This window comes from Actinosynnema sp. NPDC023794, assembly GCF_040639675.1.
GTDB lineage: Bacteria > Actinomycetota > Actinomycetes > Mycobacteriales > Pseudonocardiaceae > Actinosynnema > Actinosynnema luteola.
In genome coordinates, this window is sequence record NZ_JBFAFR010000002.1 from 207,852 (window position 1) to 224,780 (window position 16,929).

Genomic DNA, 16,929 nt, shown 5'->3' on the forward strand with positions numbered 1-16,929 from the left:
CCGAAGTGAAGAAGTTCGTCGCCCTCGCCCTCCTCCTCACGACGGGCTGCGGCGCGCAGATCGCACCGACCGCCGCCACCGACGAGGTCACCGTCACCAACTGCGGCCAGGAGGTCTCGTACGCGAAACCGTCCCGTGTGGTCACCAACGACACCGGCATCGCCGAACTCATGTTCGCGCTCGGCCTCGGCGACCGGATGGCCGGTTACGTGATCGGCGCCGGCCAGGCGGGCGACGTCGCCTCCTCACCGTGGAAAGCGGACTTCGACCGCGTGCCGAACCTCGGCGAGCAGATCACCAAGGAACTCGTCCAGGGCGCCAAGGCGGACTTCGTGTTCGCGGGCTGGAACTACGGCTTCTCCGAGGCGACCGGCTTCACCCCGGACGCCCTCGCCGACCTCGGCATCGCCACCTACCAGCTCACCGAGGCGTGCCGCAACGGCGTCGGCAAGCAGCGCGGCATCATGCCGCCGTTGGACGCCCTCTACACCGACCTGCGCAACCTGGGCCGCGTGTTCGGCGTGGAGCGGCAGGCCGAGGACCTGATCGCGGGCTACCGCAAGCAGGTGGAGGACGCCGAGAAGCTGGTCCGGCGGCACCGCCCGAAGGTGTTCCTCTACGACAGCGGCCTCGACCAGCCGTTCACCTCGGGCCGCAACGCCGCGCCGCACGACATCATCGGCAAGGCGGGCGGCGACAACATCTTCGGCGACCTCGACGACAGCTGGACCACAGTGGGCTGGGAGGCCGTCGTCGACCGGGCGCCGGACGTCGTGCTGATCAACGACTACGCCGACGGCGAGGCGACCACACCGGACGAGAAGCGGGCGTTCCTGGAGTCCTACCCACCGCTCGCCGACGTGCCCGCCATCAAGGCCGAGCGCTTCTTCGTGCTGCCCTACGCGGCCCTGGTGGAAAGCCCGCGCAACCCGGCCGCCATCGCCGCGTTCGCGAAGTTCTTGGCCGATAGCTACCACCCATAGTGTGGGACAACCCGTCCGTGGCTTGGTATCCGCGGACGGGTTGTGGCACCATCGGCCACGTGGCTCTCCACACGGTGATCATTATTTCTGAGCGCGTCGGGTAGTGCTCCCTCGAAGCACCCGACGCGCCGACCTCTCGCATCCTGCGGGGGGTCTTTTTGTTTTCCAAGATCTTTAGGAGCCCTCTCGTGACCCCCCTCGGCGATTCATTCCACGTCTTCGACACGACCTTGCGGGACGGTGCCCAGCGCGAGGGCATCTCCTACTCGGTCAACGACAAGCTGGCCGTCGCCCGCCTGCTCGACTCGCTCGGCGTCGGCTTCATCGAGGGTGGCTGGCCGGGCGCCATGCCGAAGGACACGGAGTTCTTCGCCAGGGCGGCGGCGGGGGAGCTCACGCTCAAGCACGCGCAGCTCGTCGCGTTCGGCTCGACCCGCAAGGCGGGCGTCAAGGTCGAGCAGGACGCGCAGGTCAGGGCGCTGCTGGAGGCCCGGACGCCGGTCGTGACGCTGGTCGCCAAGTCCGACCGCAGGCACGTCGAACGGGCCCTGCGCACCGACGTGGCGGAGAACTGCGCGATGGTCCGCGACACCGTCGCCTTCCTGGTGAACGAGGGCCGCCGGGTCTTCGTCGACGCCGAGCACTTCTTCGACGGCTACGCGTACGACCCGGACACCGCGCTGCGCGTGCTGGAGTCCGCAGTGGAGGGTGGCGCGGACGTCGTCGTGCTGTGCGACACCAACGGCGGCCAGCTGCCCCTCGGGCTGGCCGAGACCGTCGCCGACGTGGTCGCCCGCACGGGCTTCCGGGTCGGCATCCACTGCCAGGACGACACGTCCTGCGCGGTGGCCAACACCATCGCCGCGGTGCAGGCGGGGGCGACCCACGTCCAGTGCACCGCGAACGGCTACGGCGAGCGAGCGGGCAACGCCGACCTGTTCGCCGTCGTCGGGAACCTCGTGACCAAGCTCGGCCTGCAGGTGCTACCGCACGAGTCGCTGGCCGAGCTCACCCGGGTCTCCCATGCGCTGGCCGAGATCGCGAACATCGCGCCCGACACCCACCAGGCCTACGTCGGGTCGTCGGCCTTCGCCCACAAGGCGGGGCTGCACGCGAGCGCGATCAAGGTGGACCCGGAGCTGTACAACCACATCGATCCGGACACCGTCGGCAACGACATGCGGGTGCTGGTCACCGAGATGGCGGGTCGGGCCAGTCTCGAACTCAAGGGACGTGAGTTCGGGATCGACCTGACCCGCCGGCCCGAGGCGCTCACCAACGTGGTGCGCAAGGTGAAGGAGCTGGAGGCGGGCGGCTGGTCGTTCGAGGCCGCCGACGCCTCCCTGGAACTGCTCCTCAAGGCGGAGCTGTCCGATCTGGACGCGCCACCGTTCGTGCTCGAGTCGTACCGCGTGGTGCTCGACCACCACCAGGACGGCTCGATCGTGTCCGAGGCCACGGTCAAGGTGCACGTGGCGGGCGAGCGCGTCATCGCCACCGCCGAGGGCAACGGCCCGGTGCACGCGCTGGACGCCGCGTTGCGCAAGGCGCTCCTGCCCCACCTGTCGTGGTTGGACGCGGTGGAGCTGAACGACTACAAGGTGCGCATCCTGACCGATCAGCACGGCACTGACGCCGTCACCCGCGTGCTCGTGGAGTCCACCGACGGCGAGCGCGAGTGGACCACCGTGGGCGTGCACGGCAACATCGTCGAGGCCAGTTGGCTCGCCCTGTGCGACGCGCTCGTGCACAAGGCGATGCGGGTCAGCCCGTCACCAGCGTGAGCCGCTCGGCGGCCAGGACGCGGTTGAGCGGCTCGAAGTAGGACGAGCCGCCGACCGAGCAGTTGCCGCTGCCGCCCAGCGAGTGCCCCTGGGCCTGCGAGCCGGTGAAGATCGGGGCCCACTGGTCGCCGGGCTCGGTGCACACGCTGGTCCGGGTGAGGCCGTAGACGACCCCTTCCGGGTAGTTGACCGTGACGTTCTTGGCCTGCACGGCGCCGCACCGCAAGCCGGTGGTGCGGCCCGCCGCGCACACCGTGCCGCCGACGGGCGTCTCCGCCGAGCCGGTGATGACGCCGGCGCGCCCGGCGATGGTGGGCCGCTGGACCCAGGCGGCGGTGTTGGTGATCCGGACGATCGCGTAGGTCGTCCGGACCGCGACGATCGGGCCTATGTCCACCATGTTCGGACCCCGGACCACCGTGCCGACGATCCCGCACGACGGCGGCACGATCAGGAAGCCGCGGGCGTTGAAGCCGTTGGCGCAGCGCCCGCCGTTCCACGTGTAGAGGGGCGTGCCCGCTTCCAGCGGGGTCGGCAGCGCGGACGTGGTCGCGGCGGCGGGAGCGGCGGCGGCGACGAGCAGGGCGAGTACGAGCAGCAGGGTTCGCATCCCTCCGACGCTAGGCACGCGCGGTGCGGGCGCAAGCCGCCGGTTAGGGTGAACTCCGTGCGCATTGCCCGTATCGCCCAGCCCGACGGCCTGGCCTTCGCCGCGATCGAAGGCGACGGCGACGACCTCACCGCGGTCGAGATCGCCGACGACCCCTTCGCCAACCCGACGTTCACCGGCCGCCGCTGGCCGCTGGCCGACGTCCGCCTGCTGGCGCCGTTCCTGCCGCCCAAGATCGTGGCCATCGGCCGCAACTACGCCGAGCACGCCGCCGAGCTGGGCAACGAGGTGCCCGAGAACCCGTTGATGTTCCTCAAGCCCAACACCGCCGTGATCGGGCCGAACGCGGACATCAAGCTGCCCGCGGTGTCCGAGCGGGTCGACTTCGAGGGCGAGCTGGCCGTCGTCGTCGGCGTCGGCGGCCGGGACATCCCCGCCTCGCGCGCCCGCCAGTCGATCCTCGGCTACACGATCGCCAACGACGTCACCGCGCGCGACCTGCAGAAGGCCGACGGCCAGTGGACGCGGGCCAAGGGCTTCGACACGTTCTGCCCGCTGGGTCCGTGGGTGGAGACCGAGTTCGACCCGTCCGACGTGGCCATCCGCACCGAGGTCGACGGCGTGGTCAAGCAGGACTCGCGCACCTCGCTGCTGGTGCACGACATCCCCGAGCTGATCGAGCACATCTCCTCGGTGATGACCCTGCGACCGCTGGACGTGATCCTCACCGGCACCCCCGCCGGCGTCGGCCCGCTGACCGCCGGGCAGACCGTCTCGGTGACCGTCGAGGGCCTCGGCACGCTGACGAACACCGTCACCAACCGCTGAGCACCGCTCAGCCGCGCTCGATGCGCTCGGGCGCGCGCCGCGCGAACCCCGGCGCGTGCTCGGGCCGCAGCCCGATCGCCACCAGGTAGGCGGGCACGCCCTGCAGCCGCGGGAACCGCCCCATCAGCCGGACCGGCAGTGGCGGGCGCCCCGGCGTCGCGCTCGACGTGGCGGTGAGCGTCGGCTTGAGGAACGAGTCCTGGATCCGCCGCTGGATCGCCTGGGTCACCGCCGTGGGCAGCCACCGCCTGCGCCGCACCTTCGCCAGCACCTTCGGGCTCAGCTCGCCGCGGCGCAGCGGCGCGGCGACGAGCGACGCGGCGGCCACCGCGTCCTGCACGGCCAGGTTGATGCCGACGCCGCCGATGGGCGACATGGCGTGCGCCGCGTCACCGATGCACAGCGCGCCGTCGGCGTGCCAGCGCCGCAGGCGGTCGAGCTTCACGTCCAGCAGCTTCACGTCGTCCAGCGACTCGACGGTCTCCACCCGCTCCGCCAGCCACGGCACCAGCTTCACCACCCGCTGCCGGAACGCGGCGATCCCCTCCGCCCGCAGCAGCTCGTCCGTGCCCTTGCGGATGAGGTAAGCGCACTGGAAGTAGTCGCCCCGGTTGATCAGCACCATGGCCTGGCCCTGCGTGAACCGGCCGGTGGCGCCGCTGAGCTCGCCCGGGTCGCGCGGCAGCCGGAACCACCACACGTCCATCGGCGCGCCGAACTCGTGCACCGGCAGCCGGAGCTGCTCGCGCACCAGCGAACGGCGCCCGTCGGCCGCGATGACCAGGTCCGCGGCCAGCTCGCCGGTCTCGCCGCCCGGCGTGCGGTAGCGGACGCCGGTCACCTTGCCGCCGCTCCTGAGGAGCCCGGTGAACTCGGTGTTCATCCGCAGCGTGAACGTCGGCTCGCGCTTGCCCGCGTCGGCGAGCAGGTCCAGGAAGTCCCACTGAGGCACGAACGCGATGTGCTTGTGCCGCCCGGGGAGCCGGGTGAGGTCGCCCATCGTCTGCGGGCCGCTGTCCAGCAGCACCTGCACCTTGTCCACGAGCTGGTGCGGCACCTCGGCGAACGACGGCCCCAGGCCCAGCTCGTCCAGCAGCGTCAACGTCGACGCGTGCACCGTGTCGCCGCGGAAGTCGCGCAGGAAGTCACCGTGCTTCTCCAGCACCGTCACCTCGACACCGGCCCTGGCCAGCAACAACCCGGCCACCATGCCCGCCGGGCCGCCCCCGACGACCACGACACCAGTCCTCTCCATGATCCACCCCTCTGCTTTTCAACACCAGTTGAATAAGTTCAGGATGCTCCTGCGCGGGGCCCCGGTCAAGCCCGATACGCTGATCGGGTCATGAGCGCATCAGCAGCATCTCCAGAGGTCCGCGTCCGCTTCTGCCCGTCGCCGACCGGCACGCCCCACGTGGGGCTCATCCGCACCGCCCTGTTCAACTGGGCGTACGCCCGCCACACCGGCGGCTCCGTGGTGTTCCGGATCGAGGACACCGACGCGGCCCGCGACTCCGAGGAGTCGTACCTCTCGCTGCTGGAAGCCATGCGCTGGCTGGGCCTGGACTGGGACGAGGGCCCGGAGATCGGCGGCCCGCACGCGCCGTACCGGCAGAGCCAGCGGCGCGACCTCTACGACGACATCGCCAAGCGCCTGTTCGAGGCGGGCGAGCTGTACGAGTCGTTCTCCACGGCCGAGGAGGTCGAGGCACGGCGCAAGGCCGCCGGTCAGGACCCGAAGCTGGGCTACGACGGCCACGACCGCGGCCTGACCGAGGAGCAGCGGGCCGCGTTCCGCGCCGAGGGCCGTCAGCCGGTGCTGCGCCTGAAGATGCCCGACGAGGACATCTCGTGGGTCGACCTGGTGCGCGGTGAGATCACGTTCAAGGCGGGCAGCACGCCCGACCCGGTGCTGGTGCGCGCCAACGGCGACCCGCTGTACCCGTTCGTGAACCCGGTCGACGACGCCCTGATGGGCATCACGCACGTGCTGCGCGGTGAGGACCTGCTCCCGTCGACCCCGCGCCAGATCGCGCTGTACCGGGCGTTGACCCGGATCGGCGTGACCACCTTCACGCCGCGGTTCGGGCACCTGCCGTACGTGATGGGCGAGGGCAACAAGAAGCTGTCCAAGCGCGACCCGCAGTCGAACCTGTTCCTCTACCGCGACCGCGGCTTCCTGCCCGAGGGCCTGCTGAACTACCTCGCGCTGCTCGGCTGGTCCATCGCCGACGACCGCGACATCTTCACCGTGGCCGAGCTGGTCGAGGCGTTCGAGCTGGAGAAGGTCAGCCTCAACCCGGCCCGCTTCGACCTGAAGAAGGCCGAGGCGATCAACGCCACGCACCTGCGCGCGCTGCCCGTCGAGGACTTCGTCAGCCGCGTGCTGCCCCACCTGGTCAAGGACGGCGTGCTGCCCGCCGAGCCGACGCCCGAGCAGGTCGCCCTGCTGTCGGGCGTCGCGCCGCTCGTGCAGGAGCGGCTCGTGGTGCTGTCCGAGGCCTCCGGGATGGTGCGGTTCCTGTTCGCCGCGGAGGAGGACTTCGCGCCCGAGGAGGACTCGGCGGCCAAGGCGCTCGGCCCGGACGCCCGGCCCGTGCTCGAGGCGAGCGTCGCCGCCCTGGAATCGCTTCCGGAGTGGACGGCCGCCGCCGTCGAGGAGGCGCTGAAGGTGTCGCTTGTGGACGGATTGGGCCTCAAACCGCGCAAGGCCTACGCGCCGGTGCGGGTCGCCGTGACGGGCCGTACCGTCTCGCCACCACTCTACGAATCCATGGAACTACTGGGTCGGAGTCGCTCGATCGGGCGATTGCGCCGCGCGCTCGGGGCAATCTGACTGGTTCGTTCGGGCGGTTCAGGGGTGCTTGACCGTGCAAGAACCCCTAGATATCACCTCTCTGGTCGAGTCGGACGAGGGGCGACCGCACCTAGCCTCACGGGGTGACAACCGCAGCCCCGACTTTCACCCCTCGGAGAACCGGCGAGATCCGGGCCGTGTGCCTCGACGTCGACGACACCCTCGTCGACTACAGCACCTCGTCCCGGGCCGCCCTGGCCGCGATGGTCGGCAACGCCGACGCCTGGCCGCTGTGGCAGCGCATCACGGACGAGCACTGCGAACGCCTCCTCGCCGGCGAGCTCGAGTACGAGACGATGCGCAACATCCGCACCCGCGCCTTCTTCGCGGCCCTGGGCGAGGAGTTGGACGAGGACGAGGCGACCCGCCGGGAACTGCGGCGGCAGGAAGTCCTCGCGTCCGGCTGGCGGTTGTTCCCGGACGTCGTGCCGTGCCTGGAGTGGCTGCGGGCCACCGGTCTGCCCATGGCGGCCGTGAGCAACGCCTCAGGGCGCCACCAGCGGGTGAAGATCGCCTCGCTGGGGCTCGCGCAGTACTTCGACACGGTCCTCATCGCCGGCGAGGTCGGCGCGGCGAAACCGGACCGGGTGATCTTCGACACCGCGTGCGCGGACCTCGGCGTCGACCTGGGTGACACGGTGCACATCGGCGACCGCCTGCACGCCGACGCGATCGGCGCGCGCGACGCCGGCATGAAGGGCGTGTGGCTGAACCGCGAGGGCCCCCGCGAAGGCGCGCTGCCCGCCGGCATCTCCGCCATCAGCAGCCTCGCTGAGCTGCCGGAACTCCTGGTCTGCGAGCTCTCGACCGCCTCGGCGTGACCCCGATTTCCGTTCCGCCGGGTACGTGGTCTAGTATTCCTCCCGGCGGAACGGAGAGGCCCCCTGAGCAGGACCGGCAGGGAGTCGAACCGGGAATCCAATGGGGTATGGTGTAATTGGCAGCACGACTGATTCTGGTTCAGTTAGTCTAGGTTCGAGTCCTGGTACCCCAGCTGCGAAGTGGCAAATCAAGTGTGGTAAGCTACTCGCAACGCAGGACAGCAAGACATGATAAAGTGAACATCGAAAAGTTCCTGGCCCCGTCGTCTAGCGGCCTAGGACGCCGCCCTCTCAAGGCGGTAGCGTGGGTTCGAATCCCATCGGGGCTACAGATCAGGGAGATCCCCGTTTCGCGTCAGCGAAACGGGGATCTTTCGCATTTGCACCGGGTGCGCGGCCCCCGGGCCCGCGCAGGAGGGCTTCGCCCCCTGCACCCCCGGCACCGGCTGGCACTGTGTTCGGTCGGTGGGCCGCCGGCGGTTGGCACCGCGGCGAGTTGGATTGGCGCCTGCGGCGGTGGCACCCGGTGAGTGGGTGGTGCCCCCGCCAGGTGCTGGTGACGGGGGCGATCCAAGGCCGGTAGGCGGGCCGAGCCCGGCTGGGCAGGGCGGCGGGTTGCCTGGGCGTCAGAGGCGGGACTGGAGGGCCTCGGCGGCGGCCAGGAGGTCGGCGGCCCAGCGGGCGCCCGGGCGGCGGCCCATGCGGTCGATGGGGCCGGAAACGGATACCGCGGCGACCACCGTGCCCGTGCTGTCGCGCACCGGCGCGGAAACAGACGCCACTCCCGGTTCCCGTTCCGCCACCGACTGCGCCCAACCGCGGCGGCGGACTTCCAACAATGTGCGCTCGCCGTAAACGGCGTCGGCGAGAACGGAACGTTGAGTTCCCGGATCGGCCCACGCCGCCAATACCTTCGCGCCGGATCCCGCCGTCATCGGCAATCGCGCGCCGATCGGCACGGTGTCGCGCAAACCACTCGGTGGTTCCGCGGAGGACACGCAGATCCGCTGCATCCCGTCCCGTCGGTACAACTGGACGCTCTCGCCCGTGATGTCGCGCAACCTCGGCAACACCGAGGACGCCGCGTCGAGCAGCGGGTCGGTGGCCCCGCCCGCCAACTCCGCCAGTGCCGCGCCCGGGCGCCAGCGGCCGTCGGAACCCCGTCGCAGCAACCGGTGCACCTCGAGCCCGACCGCCAACCTGTGCGCGGTAGCCCTCGGCAAGCCCGTCCGGTTGCACAACTCGGCGAGCCCACACGGATCCTTTGCGACGGCGTTCAAGACGGCCACTGCCTTGTCGAGCACGCCGATCCCGCTATGCTGTCCCACAAGCCGATACTAACTTCCCACTGTCTGGGAAGTCCAGATCTATCGACTGTCCAGATCTTGGGAGAGTTGCGATGAGCCGCACGCTCGCGGAGAAGGTGTGGGAAGCACACGTCGTGCGCCACGGCAGTGGCGCGGAGCCGGACCTGCTCTACATCGACCTCCACCTGCTGCATGAAGTGACCAGCCCGCAGGCGTTCGACGGCCTGCGCCTGGCGGGGCGAGGGCTCCGCCGCCCGGACCTCACGATCGCCACCGAGGACCACAACGTCCCGACGATCGACATCGAGCTCCCCATCGCCGACCCGGTCTCGCGCACGCAGGTCGAGACGCTGCGCAAGAACTGCGCGGAGTTCGGCGTGCGGCTGCACCCGATGGGCGACGCCGAGCAGGGCATCGTGCACGTCGTCGGCCCGCAGCTGGGCCTCACCCAGCCCGGCATGACGGTCGTCTGCGGTGACAGCCACACGTCGACGCACGGCGCGTTCGGCGCGTTGGCGTTCGGCATCGGCACGTCCGAGGTGGAGCACGTGATGGCCACCCAGACGCTGCCGCTGCGGCCGTTCAAGACCATGGCCGTCACGATCGACGGCGCGTTGCAGCCCGGTGTCACGGCGAAGGACATCATCCTCGCGGTGATCGCGAAGATCGGCACCGGCGGCGGCCAGGGCTACGTCCTGGAGTACCGGGGCAGCGCGATCGAGGCGCTGTCCATGGAAGCGCGCATGACCGTGTGCAACATGTCGATCGAGGCGGGCGCCCGCGCGGGGATGATCGCGCCGGACCAGACCACGTTCGACTACATCGAGGGCCGCCCGCACGCGCCGTCGGGTGCGGACTGGGACGCGGCCGTCGAGTACTGGAAGACCCTGCGCACCGACGACGACGCCGAGTTCGACGCCGAGGTCCGCCTCGACGCCGACGAGCTCACGCCGTTCGTCACCTGGGGCACCAACCCGGGCCAGGGCCTGCCGCTGGGCGCCGCCGTGCCGGACCCCGAGACCATCGTCGACGAGAACGAGCGCGTGGCCGCCGAGAAGGCGCTGACCTACATGGGGCTGGAGCCGGGCACCCCGCTGCGCGACATCCACGTCGACACGGTGTTCCTCGGCTCGTGCACCAACGGCCGGATCGAGGACCTGCGCGCGGCGGCGGACGTCCTGCGCGGCCACAAGGTCGCCGACGGCGTGCGGATGCTCGTCGTGCCCGGGTCCATGCGGGTCCGCGCGCAGGCCGAGACCGAAGGGCTGCACGAAGTGTTCTTGGCGGCCGGCGCCGAGTGGCGCCAGGCCGGTTGCTCGATGTGCCTGGGCATGAACCCGGACCAGCTCAAGCCGGGCGAGCGCAGCGCGTCGACCTCCAACCGCAACTTCGAGGGCAGGCAGGGCAAGGGTGGGCGCACCCACCTGGTTTCGCCACTCGTGGCCGCCGCCACCGCCGTCCGCGGCACGCTGTCGTCGCCCGCCGACCTGGTCTGAAGGGAGTCTCACCGAACATGGATGCGTTCACCAGGCACACCGGGGTCGGCGTTCCGCTGCGCAGGTCCAACGTGGACACCGACCAGATCATCCCGGCCGTCTACCTCAAGCGCGTGACCCGCACGGGCTTCGAGGACGGCCTGTTCGCCGCCTGGCGCGGTGACGAGCAGTTCGTGCTCAACCAGGAAGCGTTCCGGGCGGGCAGCGTGCTCGTCGCCGGGCCCGATTTCGGCACCGGGTCGTCCCGCGAGCACGCCGTGTGGGCGCTCATGGATTACGGCTTCCGGGTGGTCATCTCGTCCCGGTTCGCCGACATCTTCCGGGGCAACGCGGGCAAGCAGGGCCTCGTGGCGGCCCAGTGCGAGCAGTCCGATGTCGAATTGCTGTGGAAGCTGCTCGAGAACGAGCCCGGCACCGAGGTGACCGTCGACCTCACCGCGAACACGGTTGTGGCGAAGGACTTCACCGCCCCCTTCACCGTCGACGAGTACACCCGCTGGCGGCTGCTGGAGGGATTGGACGACATCGCCCTGACCCTCCGGCACGCCGACGACATCACGGAGTTCGAGCAGCGCAGGCAGGGTTGGTTGCCGACTACCGATCCGCTGCCCGCGGGGTGACCGGCGAAGGGGTCGGATTCCCCCCGAACAGCGGGAATCCGGCCCCTTCGATCCCTCCGCCGGCCGCCCGGGTGTCCCTCGACAGGTCGTAATTGCCCACGCCACAACAAGAAATCTGGCGTGGCGATTGGTATTTCCTTGCATATGGGCTTACCGTGGGCAATCAGTCGGCCCGACTAGGGCCGTGAGCGTCCTGGGAGGGACTGAAGGTGAACAAGGCCCAGCTCATCGAGGCGCTCGCCGAGCGCCTTGGCGACAAGAAGAACGCCGCTGCCGCTGTCGACGGCATCGTCGACGTCATCGTCCGCAGCGTCCACAAGGGCGAGAAGGTCAACATCACCGGTTTCGGTGTCTTCGAGAAGCGTGCCCGTGCGGCGCGCACCGCTCGCAACCCGCGCACCGGTGAGACCGTGAAGGTCAAGAAGACCAACGTTCCCGCGTTCCGCGCGGGTTCGACGTTCAAGGACGTCATCAGCGGCACGAAGAAGCTGCCGCGCGTCACGGCCGCCAAGCCCGCTGCCGCTGCGGCGGCCAAGCCGGCCGCCGCGACGAAGGCGCCGGCGACCCGCAGCACCACCGCTCGTGCCACCACTGCGCGCGCGACGCGCAGCACCGGCACGGCCACGCGTGCTGCTGCGGCAGCCACCAAGGCGCCGGCGACCCGCCGGACCGCCGCGGCTGCGAAGCCCGCCGCCACCGCCACCAAGGCCGCGCCTGCCAAGAGCACCGCGACCAAGGCCACCGCCGCGAAGGCGACGACGGCGAAGGCGACCGCGGCGAAGCCCGCGGCGGCCAAGAAGGCCACCACGGCCAAGGCGACGACGGCGAAGGCCACCACGGCCGCAGCCGCGAAGCCCGCGGCGAAGAAGGCCCCGGCCAAGAAGAAGTGAAGTCGGGCCGGTTGATCACCGGCCAGGCACGCAACACACGCTCAGGGCCCGGTGCGGACGCGCACCGGGCCCTGAGCGCTGTCTACCCCTTGGCATCGGGTTCGGCTCGGCACAGGCGTTCTGAGCCCCGTTTCCGCGCCCGTGCGGACGGGCTCTTCACGTCGGAACCCCGAACCCCTCTCCCGCACGTCCTCCCCACCCGCGTGTCCTAGGTCCAGAACCCGCGTGTCCTCCGTTCAGAACGCGTGTGTCCTACGTTCAAGACCCCCGAGTTCAACGCTCGGAACGGGTGGGTGCGGCTCGGACCCGTGTGTGTTCGGCCACTCGGATAGAGCAGTCCGGCGGGGCGTGGTGCCAGGCTCGACACCGGCGCCTGCGTGGTGGAGATGCTTCGCAGGGTCCCCGCCGGGGGCTCCCCGGTTTTCATGCTGCCGGCTCAGTCTGACGATTTCGGCGTAGTTCGGGCCGCCTGTGGAGAACTCACCGTGCTCGAACGAACTCCCGGCGTGACCCGACCGGACTAGTGGGCCGGCAATCAGGTCAGGGATCGGGGCGGTGGGTCAGGCGGTGGGGGCGGCCAGCGCGGTGGGGAAGTAGCGGGCCGAGACGAGACGCGGCCAGGACCGGTGCGAGTCCGAAGTGGACCAGCCCGGCTCCGGCCGGCGGAACGCCAGCAGCCACGCGCTGCCCTTCTTGCAGGGCGTGCCGCCCAACGACAGGCCGCCCAGGTCGGCGAGGGTGGAGACGACGTCCGGGATCACGCCGCCCTGGCTGCACACGACCGGCGTCCCGGCCCCGTCCGCGATCTCCAGCAGGCGCACCAACCCGGCCTCGCGGTCCGGCCAGTACCCCTCCTCGGACAACCGCGGCTCCAGCAGCACGCCGACGCCCAAGTCCTCCGCCACCCCCTGAACGGTCTCCACGCACCGCACCCGAGGCGCGGAGTGCACCCGCGCGGGCCCCCACAACGGCAGCATCGACCGCAACCCGCCCGCCTGCCGCCACCCCGCCGAGCTCAACGGCCGCAGGTCGTCGTCACCCGGCCAGTGGTCGCGCTTGCCGGCCTTCGCGTGCCGCACCAGCAACACCGTCGCGAGATCCGAGGGCTCCGCCGTGAACGCCGCCAGCACCGAACGGTCGGTGTCGGACGTCACCAGCGAGGCCGCCTCGGCGAACGGCACCCACCGCAGCTCGTCCACCTCGTCGTTCGGCGCGAACGCACCCGACGCGACCTGCGCGCTGAAGTAGTCCACGACCTTCGGCTTGCCGAAAGCCCGGTACGACACCTGGCACAGGTACCGCCCCAGCACGGCGTGGAACCCGGTCTCCTCCAGCACCTCCCGCACCGCCGCCGCGGGCACGGTCTCGCCGGGGTCCACCTTGCCCTTGGGCAGGGACCAATCGTCATAACGCGGCCGGTGCACGACCGCCACGGAACCCTCGCGCCACAGCACGGCGCCGGCTGCCCGGATCAAACGACTCACCCGATCGCGCGGTGGTTGCGCAGCATCTCGGTCTGGTGGTCGCGCACCCTGGTGCCGTCCGCAGGCGACGCCTCCCACTCGCCGTCCGGCTGCAGCACCCAGCACCGCGTGGTCGGCTCCAGCGCCGAGTCCATCATCGCGTCGAGCTGCGCGGTGAGCTTCGGGTCGGTCACCCGCAGCTGCACCTCGACCCGCCGGTCCAGGTTGCGGTGCATCATGTCGGCGCTGCCGATCCAGTGCTCGGCCGAGCCGACGAAGTGGAACACCCGCGAGTGCTCCAGGAACCGGCCCAGGATGGACCGGACGTGGATGTTCTCCGACAGCCCCTTGATGCCCGGCTTCAACGCGCACACCCCGCGCACGACCACGTCCACCCGCACCCCGGCCTGCGACGCCCGGTACAGCGAGTCGATGACCTGCTCGTCCACCAGCGAGTTCACCTTGATGCGCACACCGGCCGGCGCGCCCGCCCGCGCGTGCTCGATCTCACGCTCGATGCGCTCCACGATCCCCCGCCGCACGCCGTAGGGCGCGACGAGGAGGCTGCGGTAGTGGTCCTGCCGGGCGTACCCGGTGAGCACGTTGAACAGGTCGGTGAGGTCCGCGCCGATGGTCGGCTCGGCGGTGAGGATGCCGATGTCCTCGTACAGCCGGGCCGTCTTCGGGTTGTAGTTGCCGGTGCCGATGTGGCAGTACCGCTGGATCCGCGAGCCCTCCTGCCGCACCACCAAGGAGGTCTTGCAGTGCGTCTTGAGCCCCATCAGGCCGTAGACGACGTGCACGCCCGCCTTCTCCAGCGCACGCGCCCACTTGATGTTCGCCTGCTCGTCGAACCGCGCCTTGATCTCCACCAGCGCCACGACCTGCTTGCCCGCCTCGGCCGCGTCGATCAGCGCGTCGACGATCGGGGAGTCGCCCGACGTGCGGTACAGCGTCTGCTTGATGGCCAGCACGCGCGGGTCGGCCGCCGCCTGCTCGATGAACCGCTGGACGGACGTGGAGAACGAGTCGTACGGGTGGTGCACCAGCACGTCGCCCTCCCGGAGGGTGGCGAAGATGCTCTTGGGCGTCTCACGTTCGCCGAACGCCGAGTGCGTCGCGGGCACGAACGGCGCGTCCTTGAGCTGCTTGCGGTCCACGCTGTAGAGCTGCCACAGGCAGGACAGGTCGAGCAGTCCGGGCACCTGGACGACGTCGTGCGGGTCGACCTCCAGCTCGCGCAGCAGCCGTTCCAGCATGTGCTCGGTCATGTCGTCGGCGATCTCCAGCCGCACCGGCGGCCCGAACCGGCGGCGCGCCAGCTCCCGCTCCAACGACTTGAGCAGGTCCTCGTCCTGGTCCTCCTCGACCTCCAGGTCGGCGTTGCGGGTCACCCGGAACGCGTGGCACTCGATGACCTGCATGCCCGCGAACAGCTCGCCCAGGTGCGCCGCGATCAGCTCCTCCAACGGCAGGAAGGTCGCCGTCGGGCTGGTCCGGTCGCTCTCCACGCGGACCAGGCGCGGCACGTTGTCCGGCACCTTGATGCGCGCGAACCGCTCCGCGCCGCCCTCCGGGTCGCGGACGGTGATGGCGAGGTTCAGAGAGAGGCCGGAGATGTAGGGGAACGGGTGCGCGGCGTCCACGGCCAGCGGCGTGAGCACCGGGAACACCTGGTCGGTGAAGTAGTTCGACAGCCGCAACTGCTCGAAGTCGGTCAACTGCGCCCAGTTGACGATGCTGATGGCGTGCTTCTCCAGCTCCGGCTGGATGTGGTCGAGGAAGGCCCTGGCGTGCTGCTCGACCAGCTCCTGGGTGCGCTTGGAGATGTTGGACAGCTGCTCGCGCGGGGTGAGCCCGTCCGCGCTGCGCACCGAGAGGCCGGTCTCGTCGCGGCGCTTCAGGCCCGCGACCCGGACCATGTAGAACTCGTCCAGGTTCGACGCGAAGATGGCCAGGAACTTCGCCCGCTCCAGCAACGGCTGGGAGGCGTCCTCGGCCAGCGCGAGCACCCTGGCGTTGAAGTCCAACCAGGACAGCTCCCGGTTGAAGTACCGGTCGTCGGGCAGGTCGACCTGGGCCTCGGTGGCCGTGACCGCGGGTGGTGAGCTCGGGAACGACCGGGTCGCGCCGTCGGCCGGTTGCTGAGCCGGTTGCTGCGCCGCCGTCGTGCCCGCACGGGTGCCGGCGGCGCCGCGGCGGGTGGCCGGGCGCGGTCGGCGGCGGGGGGCGCTCGCGGCGGGCGTGGTCCGCGGCGTCCTCGTCCGTCGCTTGGGCGCGGGCTGGTCGGGAGTGTTGTCCGTGCTCACGATCAGCATTGTTCCCCAATACGGGCGACCGTGCGCTGAGCTGAGCCGACGAGGAAGTGAACTCCGCGTCACACCGGGCGGAGCACGCCTCGCACGGCGCCGGCGGCATCCCGCACGAGGGTGACCCGCTGGCCGGGGCGCAGCGAGCGCCAGCCGCCCTCGGCGACGGCTTCGGCCGACACGTCCACCAGCACGCCGTCGTCGCGCAGCACGGTGGCTGAGCCGTCCGGGTGATGGGCGCTCACCGTGGCCTGCTCGGGTTTGGCGGGGTGGGTCACGGGGCAGAACGTAGTCGACCGCAGGCGGTCCGCGGGGCTCAGCCGCCGACGAGGGTGATGGTGGCGGCGGTGCGCGGGCCGAGGCCCAGGTCCGCGGCGAGGCGCAAGTCGTCGGCGGTGTCGACGTCGTGGCGCAGCGACGGCCACGGGCCCAGCAGGGGCGTGGCGCCCGAGGCCGCGTGGGCGGCGGCCGATCCCACGCCGAAGGCCGGAGCGAGGTCGCCGCCGGGTGCGGAGAGCAGCAGGGTCGTTCCCGTCCCCTGGCGGTCCGGGCAGAACGAGCGGCCGTCGGCGGTGGCCAGGGCGGCGGCGAGGTCGGTGGTGCGAAGTGCCGGCAGGTCGGCTTGGAGGGCGCCGATCACCGAAGCGGGGTCGCGGGACCGGAGGACGGTGGAGCCGTGGCGCAGGGCTTCGTTCAGGCCTTCGGGACCGGGGATCGACTCGACGCCGAGCGCTCGCAGCTCCGCCACGACGGACGGGTCGGACGTGACGGCCAACACACGCCGGACGGCCGGCAGGGCTGCGGAAATCGTGTCCAACGCGAAGGCCAGGGCCAGCGCCGGCCGGTCCAGCCGGGTGCCGACCAGCCGCGTCTTGGCCCGTTCCAGGGTCTTGACCGGGACCACCAGGTCGACGTCGGCTCCCACCCCGCCATACTCCCGGATGCCTGCTGGACCTGGCCA

The 16,929-nt window shown here is 70.8% G+C and carries 15 protein-coding genes and 2 tRNA genes; 10 read left to right on the forward strand and 7 right to left on the reverse strand.

Annotated features, from left to right (window positions below):
* Positions 1-5 precede the first annotated feature (5 nt).
* Both AB0H12_RS05460 and cimA read left to right on the forward strand, forming a co-directional pair.
* Positions 6-983, forward strand: coding sequence for an ABC transporter substrate-binding protein (locus AB0H12_RS05460; RefSeq protein WP_499621052.1), 978 nt, complete (start codon positions 6-8; stop codon positions 981-983).
* A 188-nt stretch (positions 984-1,171) separates the two neighbouring features.
* The gene (gene cimA, locus AB0H12_RS05465) at positions 1,172-2,767 is read left to right on the forward strand and encodes a citramalate synthase (RefSeq protein ID WP_499621053.1); all 1,596 of its coding nucleotides are present in this window, start codon (positions 1,172-1,174) and stop codon (positions 2,765-2,767) included.
* Here cimA and AB0H12_RS05470 read toward each other — a convergent pair.
* Entirely contained in the window at positions 2,748-3,377 is a 630-nt protein-coding gene (locus AB0H12_RS05470; protein ID WP_499621054.1) for a S1 family peptidase, read from the reverse strand. The genes cimA and AB0H12_RS05470 overlap by 20 nt on opposite strands.
* Positions 3,378-3,434: 57 nt before the next feature.
* On the opposite strand from AB0H12_RS05470, the gene AB0H12_RS05475 reads away from it, so the two are divergent.
* Positions 3,435-4,205, forward strand: a complete 771-nt coding sequence (locus tag AB0H12_RS05475) for a fumarylacetoacetate hydrolase family protein (protein ID WP_499621056.1) — start codon at positions 3,435-3,437, stop codon at positions 4,203-4,205.
* A 7-nt stretch (positions 4,206-4,212) separates the two neighbouring features.
* Here the strand turns inward: AB0H12_RS05475 and AB0H12_RS05480 are convergent, their stop codons facing one another.
* Complete coding sequence (locus tag AB0H12_RS05480) at positions 4,213-5,460, reverse strand: FAD-dependent oxidoreductase (protein ID WP_499621057.1); 1,248 nt, start codon at positions 5,458-5,460, stop codon at positions 4,213-4,215.
* Positions 5,461-5,550: 90 nt separating this feature from the next.
* Here AB0H12_RS05480 and gltX point away from each other — a divergent pair, with 90 nt between their 5' ends.
* The 4 genes from gltX (at position 5,551) to AB0H12_RS05500 (ending at position 8,212) form a co-directional block, all read left to right on the forward strand.
* On the forward strand, positions 5,551-7,041 hold the full coding sequence (gene gltX, locus AB0H12_RS05485; RefSeq protein WP_499621058.1) for a glutamate--tRNA ligase: 1,491 nt from the start codon (positions 5,551-5,553) through the stop codon (positions 7,039-7,041).
* Positions 7,042-7,145: 104 nt separating this feature from the next.
* Positions 7,146-7,883 (forward strand): HAD family hydrolase, encoded by a 738-nt coding sequence (locus tag AB0H12_RS05490; RefSeq protein ID WP_499621060.1) that lies wholly within the window; start codon positions 7,146-7,148, stop codon positions 7,881-7,883.
* A gap of 101 nt (positions 7,884-7,984) precedes the next feature.
* Positions 7,985-8,056, forward strand: a tRNA-Gln gene (locus AB0H12_RS05495).
* Between the two features lie 83 nt (positions 8,057-8,139).
* A tRNA-Glu gene (locus AB0H12_RS05500) sits at positions 8,140-8,212 on the forward strand.
* Positions 8,213-8,509: 297 nt separating this feature from the next.
* On the opposite strand, the gene AB0H12_RS05505 is transcribed toward AB0H12_RS05500, so the two are convergent.
* Entirely contained in the window at positions 8,510-9,211 is a 702-nt protein-coding gene (locus AB0H12_RS05505) for an IclR family transcriptional regulator (protein WP_230567757.1), read from the reverse strand.
* A gap of 71 nt (positions 9,212-9,282) precedes the next feature.
* On the opposite strand from AB0H12_RS05505, the gene leuC reads away from it, so the two are divergent.
* From leuC to AB0H12_RS05520, 3 genes are all read left to right on the forward strand, one after another.
* On the forward strand, positions 9,283-10,686 hold the full coding sequence (leuC, locus tag AB0H12_RS05510) for a 3-isopropylmalate dehydratase large subunit (protein WP_499621061.1): 1,404 nt from the start codon (positions 9,283-9,285) through the stop codon (positions 10,684-10,686).
* Positions 10,687-10,703: 17 nt separating this feature from the next.
* Entirely contained in the window at positions 10,704-11,306 is a 603-nt protein-coding gene (gene leuD / locus AB0H12_RS05515; RefSeq protein WP_230567755.1) for a 3-isopropylmalate dehydratase small subunit, read from the forward strand.
* Positions 11,307-11,515: 209 nt separating this feature from the next.
* The gene (locus AB0H12_RS05520) at positions 11,516-12,196 is read left to right on the forward strand and encodes an HU family DNA-binding protein (RefSeq protein ID WP_499621063.1); all 681 of its coding nucleotides are present in this window, start codon (positions 11,516-11,518) and stop codon (positions 12,194-12,196) included.
* A 560-nt stretch (positions 12,197-12,756) separates the two neighbouring features.
* Here AB0H12_RS05520 and AB0H12_RS05525 read toward each other — a convergent pair.
* Genes AB0H12_RS05525 through cofC form a run of 4 tightly spaced genes read right to left on the reverse strand, consistent with a single transcriptional unit; the run spans position 12,757 to position 16,893 of the window.
* A complete protein-coding gene (locus AB0H12_RS05525; protein ID WP_499621065.1) occupies positions 12,757-13,680 on the reverse strand; it encodes an NUDIX hydrolase in 924 nt (307 codons plus the stop codon).
* On the reverse strand, positions 13,677-15,977 hold the full coding sequence (locus AB0H12_RS05530) for an RNA degradosome polyphosphate kinase (RefSeq protein WP_499621066.1): 2,301 nt from the start codon (positions 15,975-15,977) through the stop codon (positions 13,677-13,679). Before AB0H12_RS05530 ends, AB0H12_RS05525 begins: the two co-directional genes overlap by 4 nt.
* A 59-nt stretch (positions 15,978-16,036) precedes the next feature.
* Positions 16,037-16,246, reverse strand: coding sequence for a hypothetical protein (locus AB0H12_RS05535; protein ID WP_230567751.1), 210 nt, complete (start codon positions 16,244-16,246; stop codon positions 16,037-16,039).
* A 38-nt stretch (positions 16,247-16,284) separates the two neighbouring features.
* The gene (gene cofC, locus AB0H12_RS05540; protein WP_499621067.1) at positions 16,285-16,893 is read right to left on the reverse strand and encodes a 2-phospho-L-lactate guanylyltransferase; all 609 of its coding nucleotides are present in this window, start codon (positions 16,891-16,893) and stop codon (positions 16,285-16,287) included.
* Positions 16,894-16,929 lie beyond the last annotated feature (36 nt).

Coding starts and splice junctions, on each gene's coding strand:
- AB0H12_RS05470 (WP_499621054.1), bottom strand. CDS start 3,377: ATGCGAACCCTGCTGCTCGTACTCGCCCTGCTCGTCGCCGCCGCCGCT.
- AB0H12_RS05480 (WP_499621057.1), bottom strand. CDS start 5,460: ATGGAGAGGACTGGTGTCGTGGTCGTCGGGGGCGGCCCGGCGGGCATG.
- gltX (WP_499621058.1), top strand. CDS start 5,551: ATGAGCGCATCAGCAGCATCTCCAGAGGTCCGCGTCCGCTTCTGCCCG.
- leuC (WP_499621061.1), top strand. CDS start 9,283: ATGAGCCGCACGCTCGCGGAGAAGGTGTGGGAAGCACACGTCGTGCGC.
- leuD (WP_230567755.1), top strand. CDS start 10,704: ATGGATGCGTTCACCAGGCACACCGGGGTCGGCGTTCCGCTGCGCAGG.
- AB0H12_RS05530 (WP_499621066.1), bottom strand. CDS start 15,977: ATGCTGATCGTGAGCACGGACAACACTCCCGACCAGCCCGCGCCCAAG.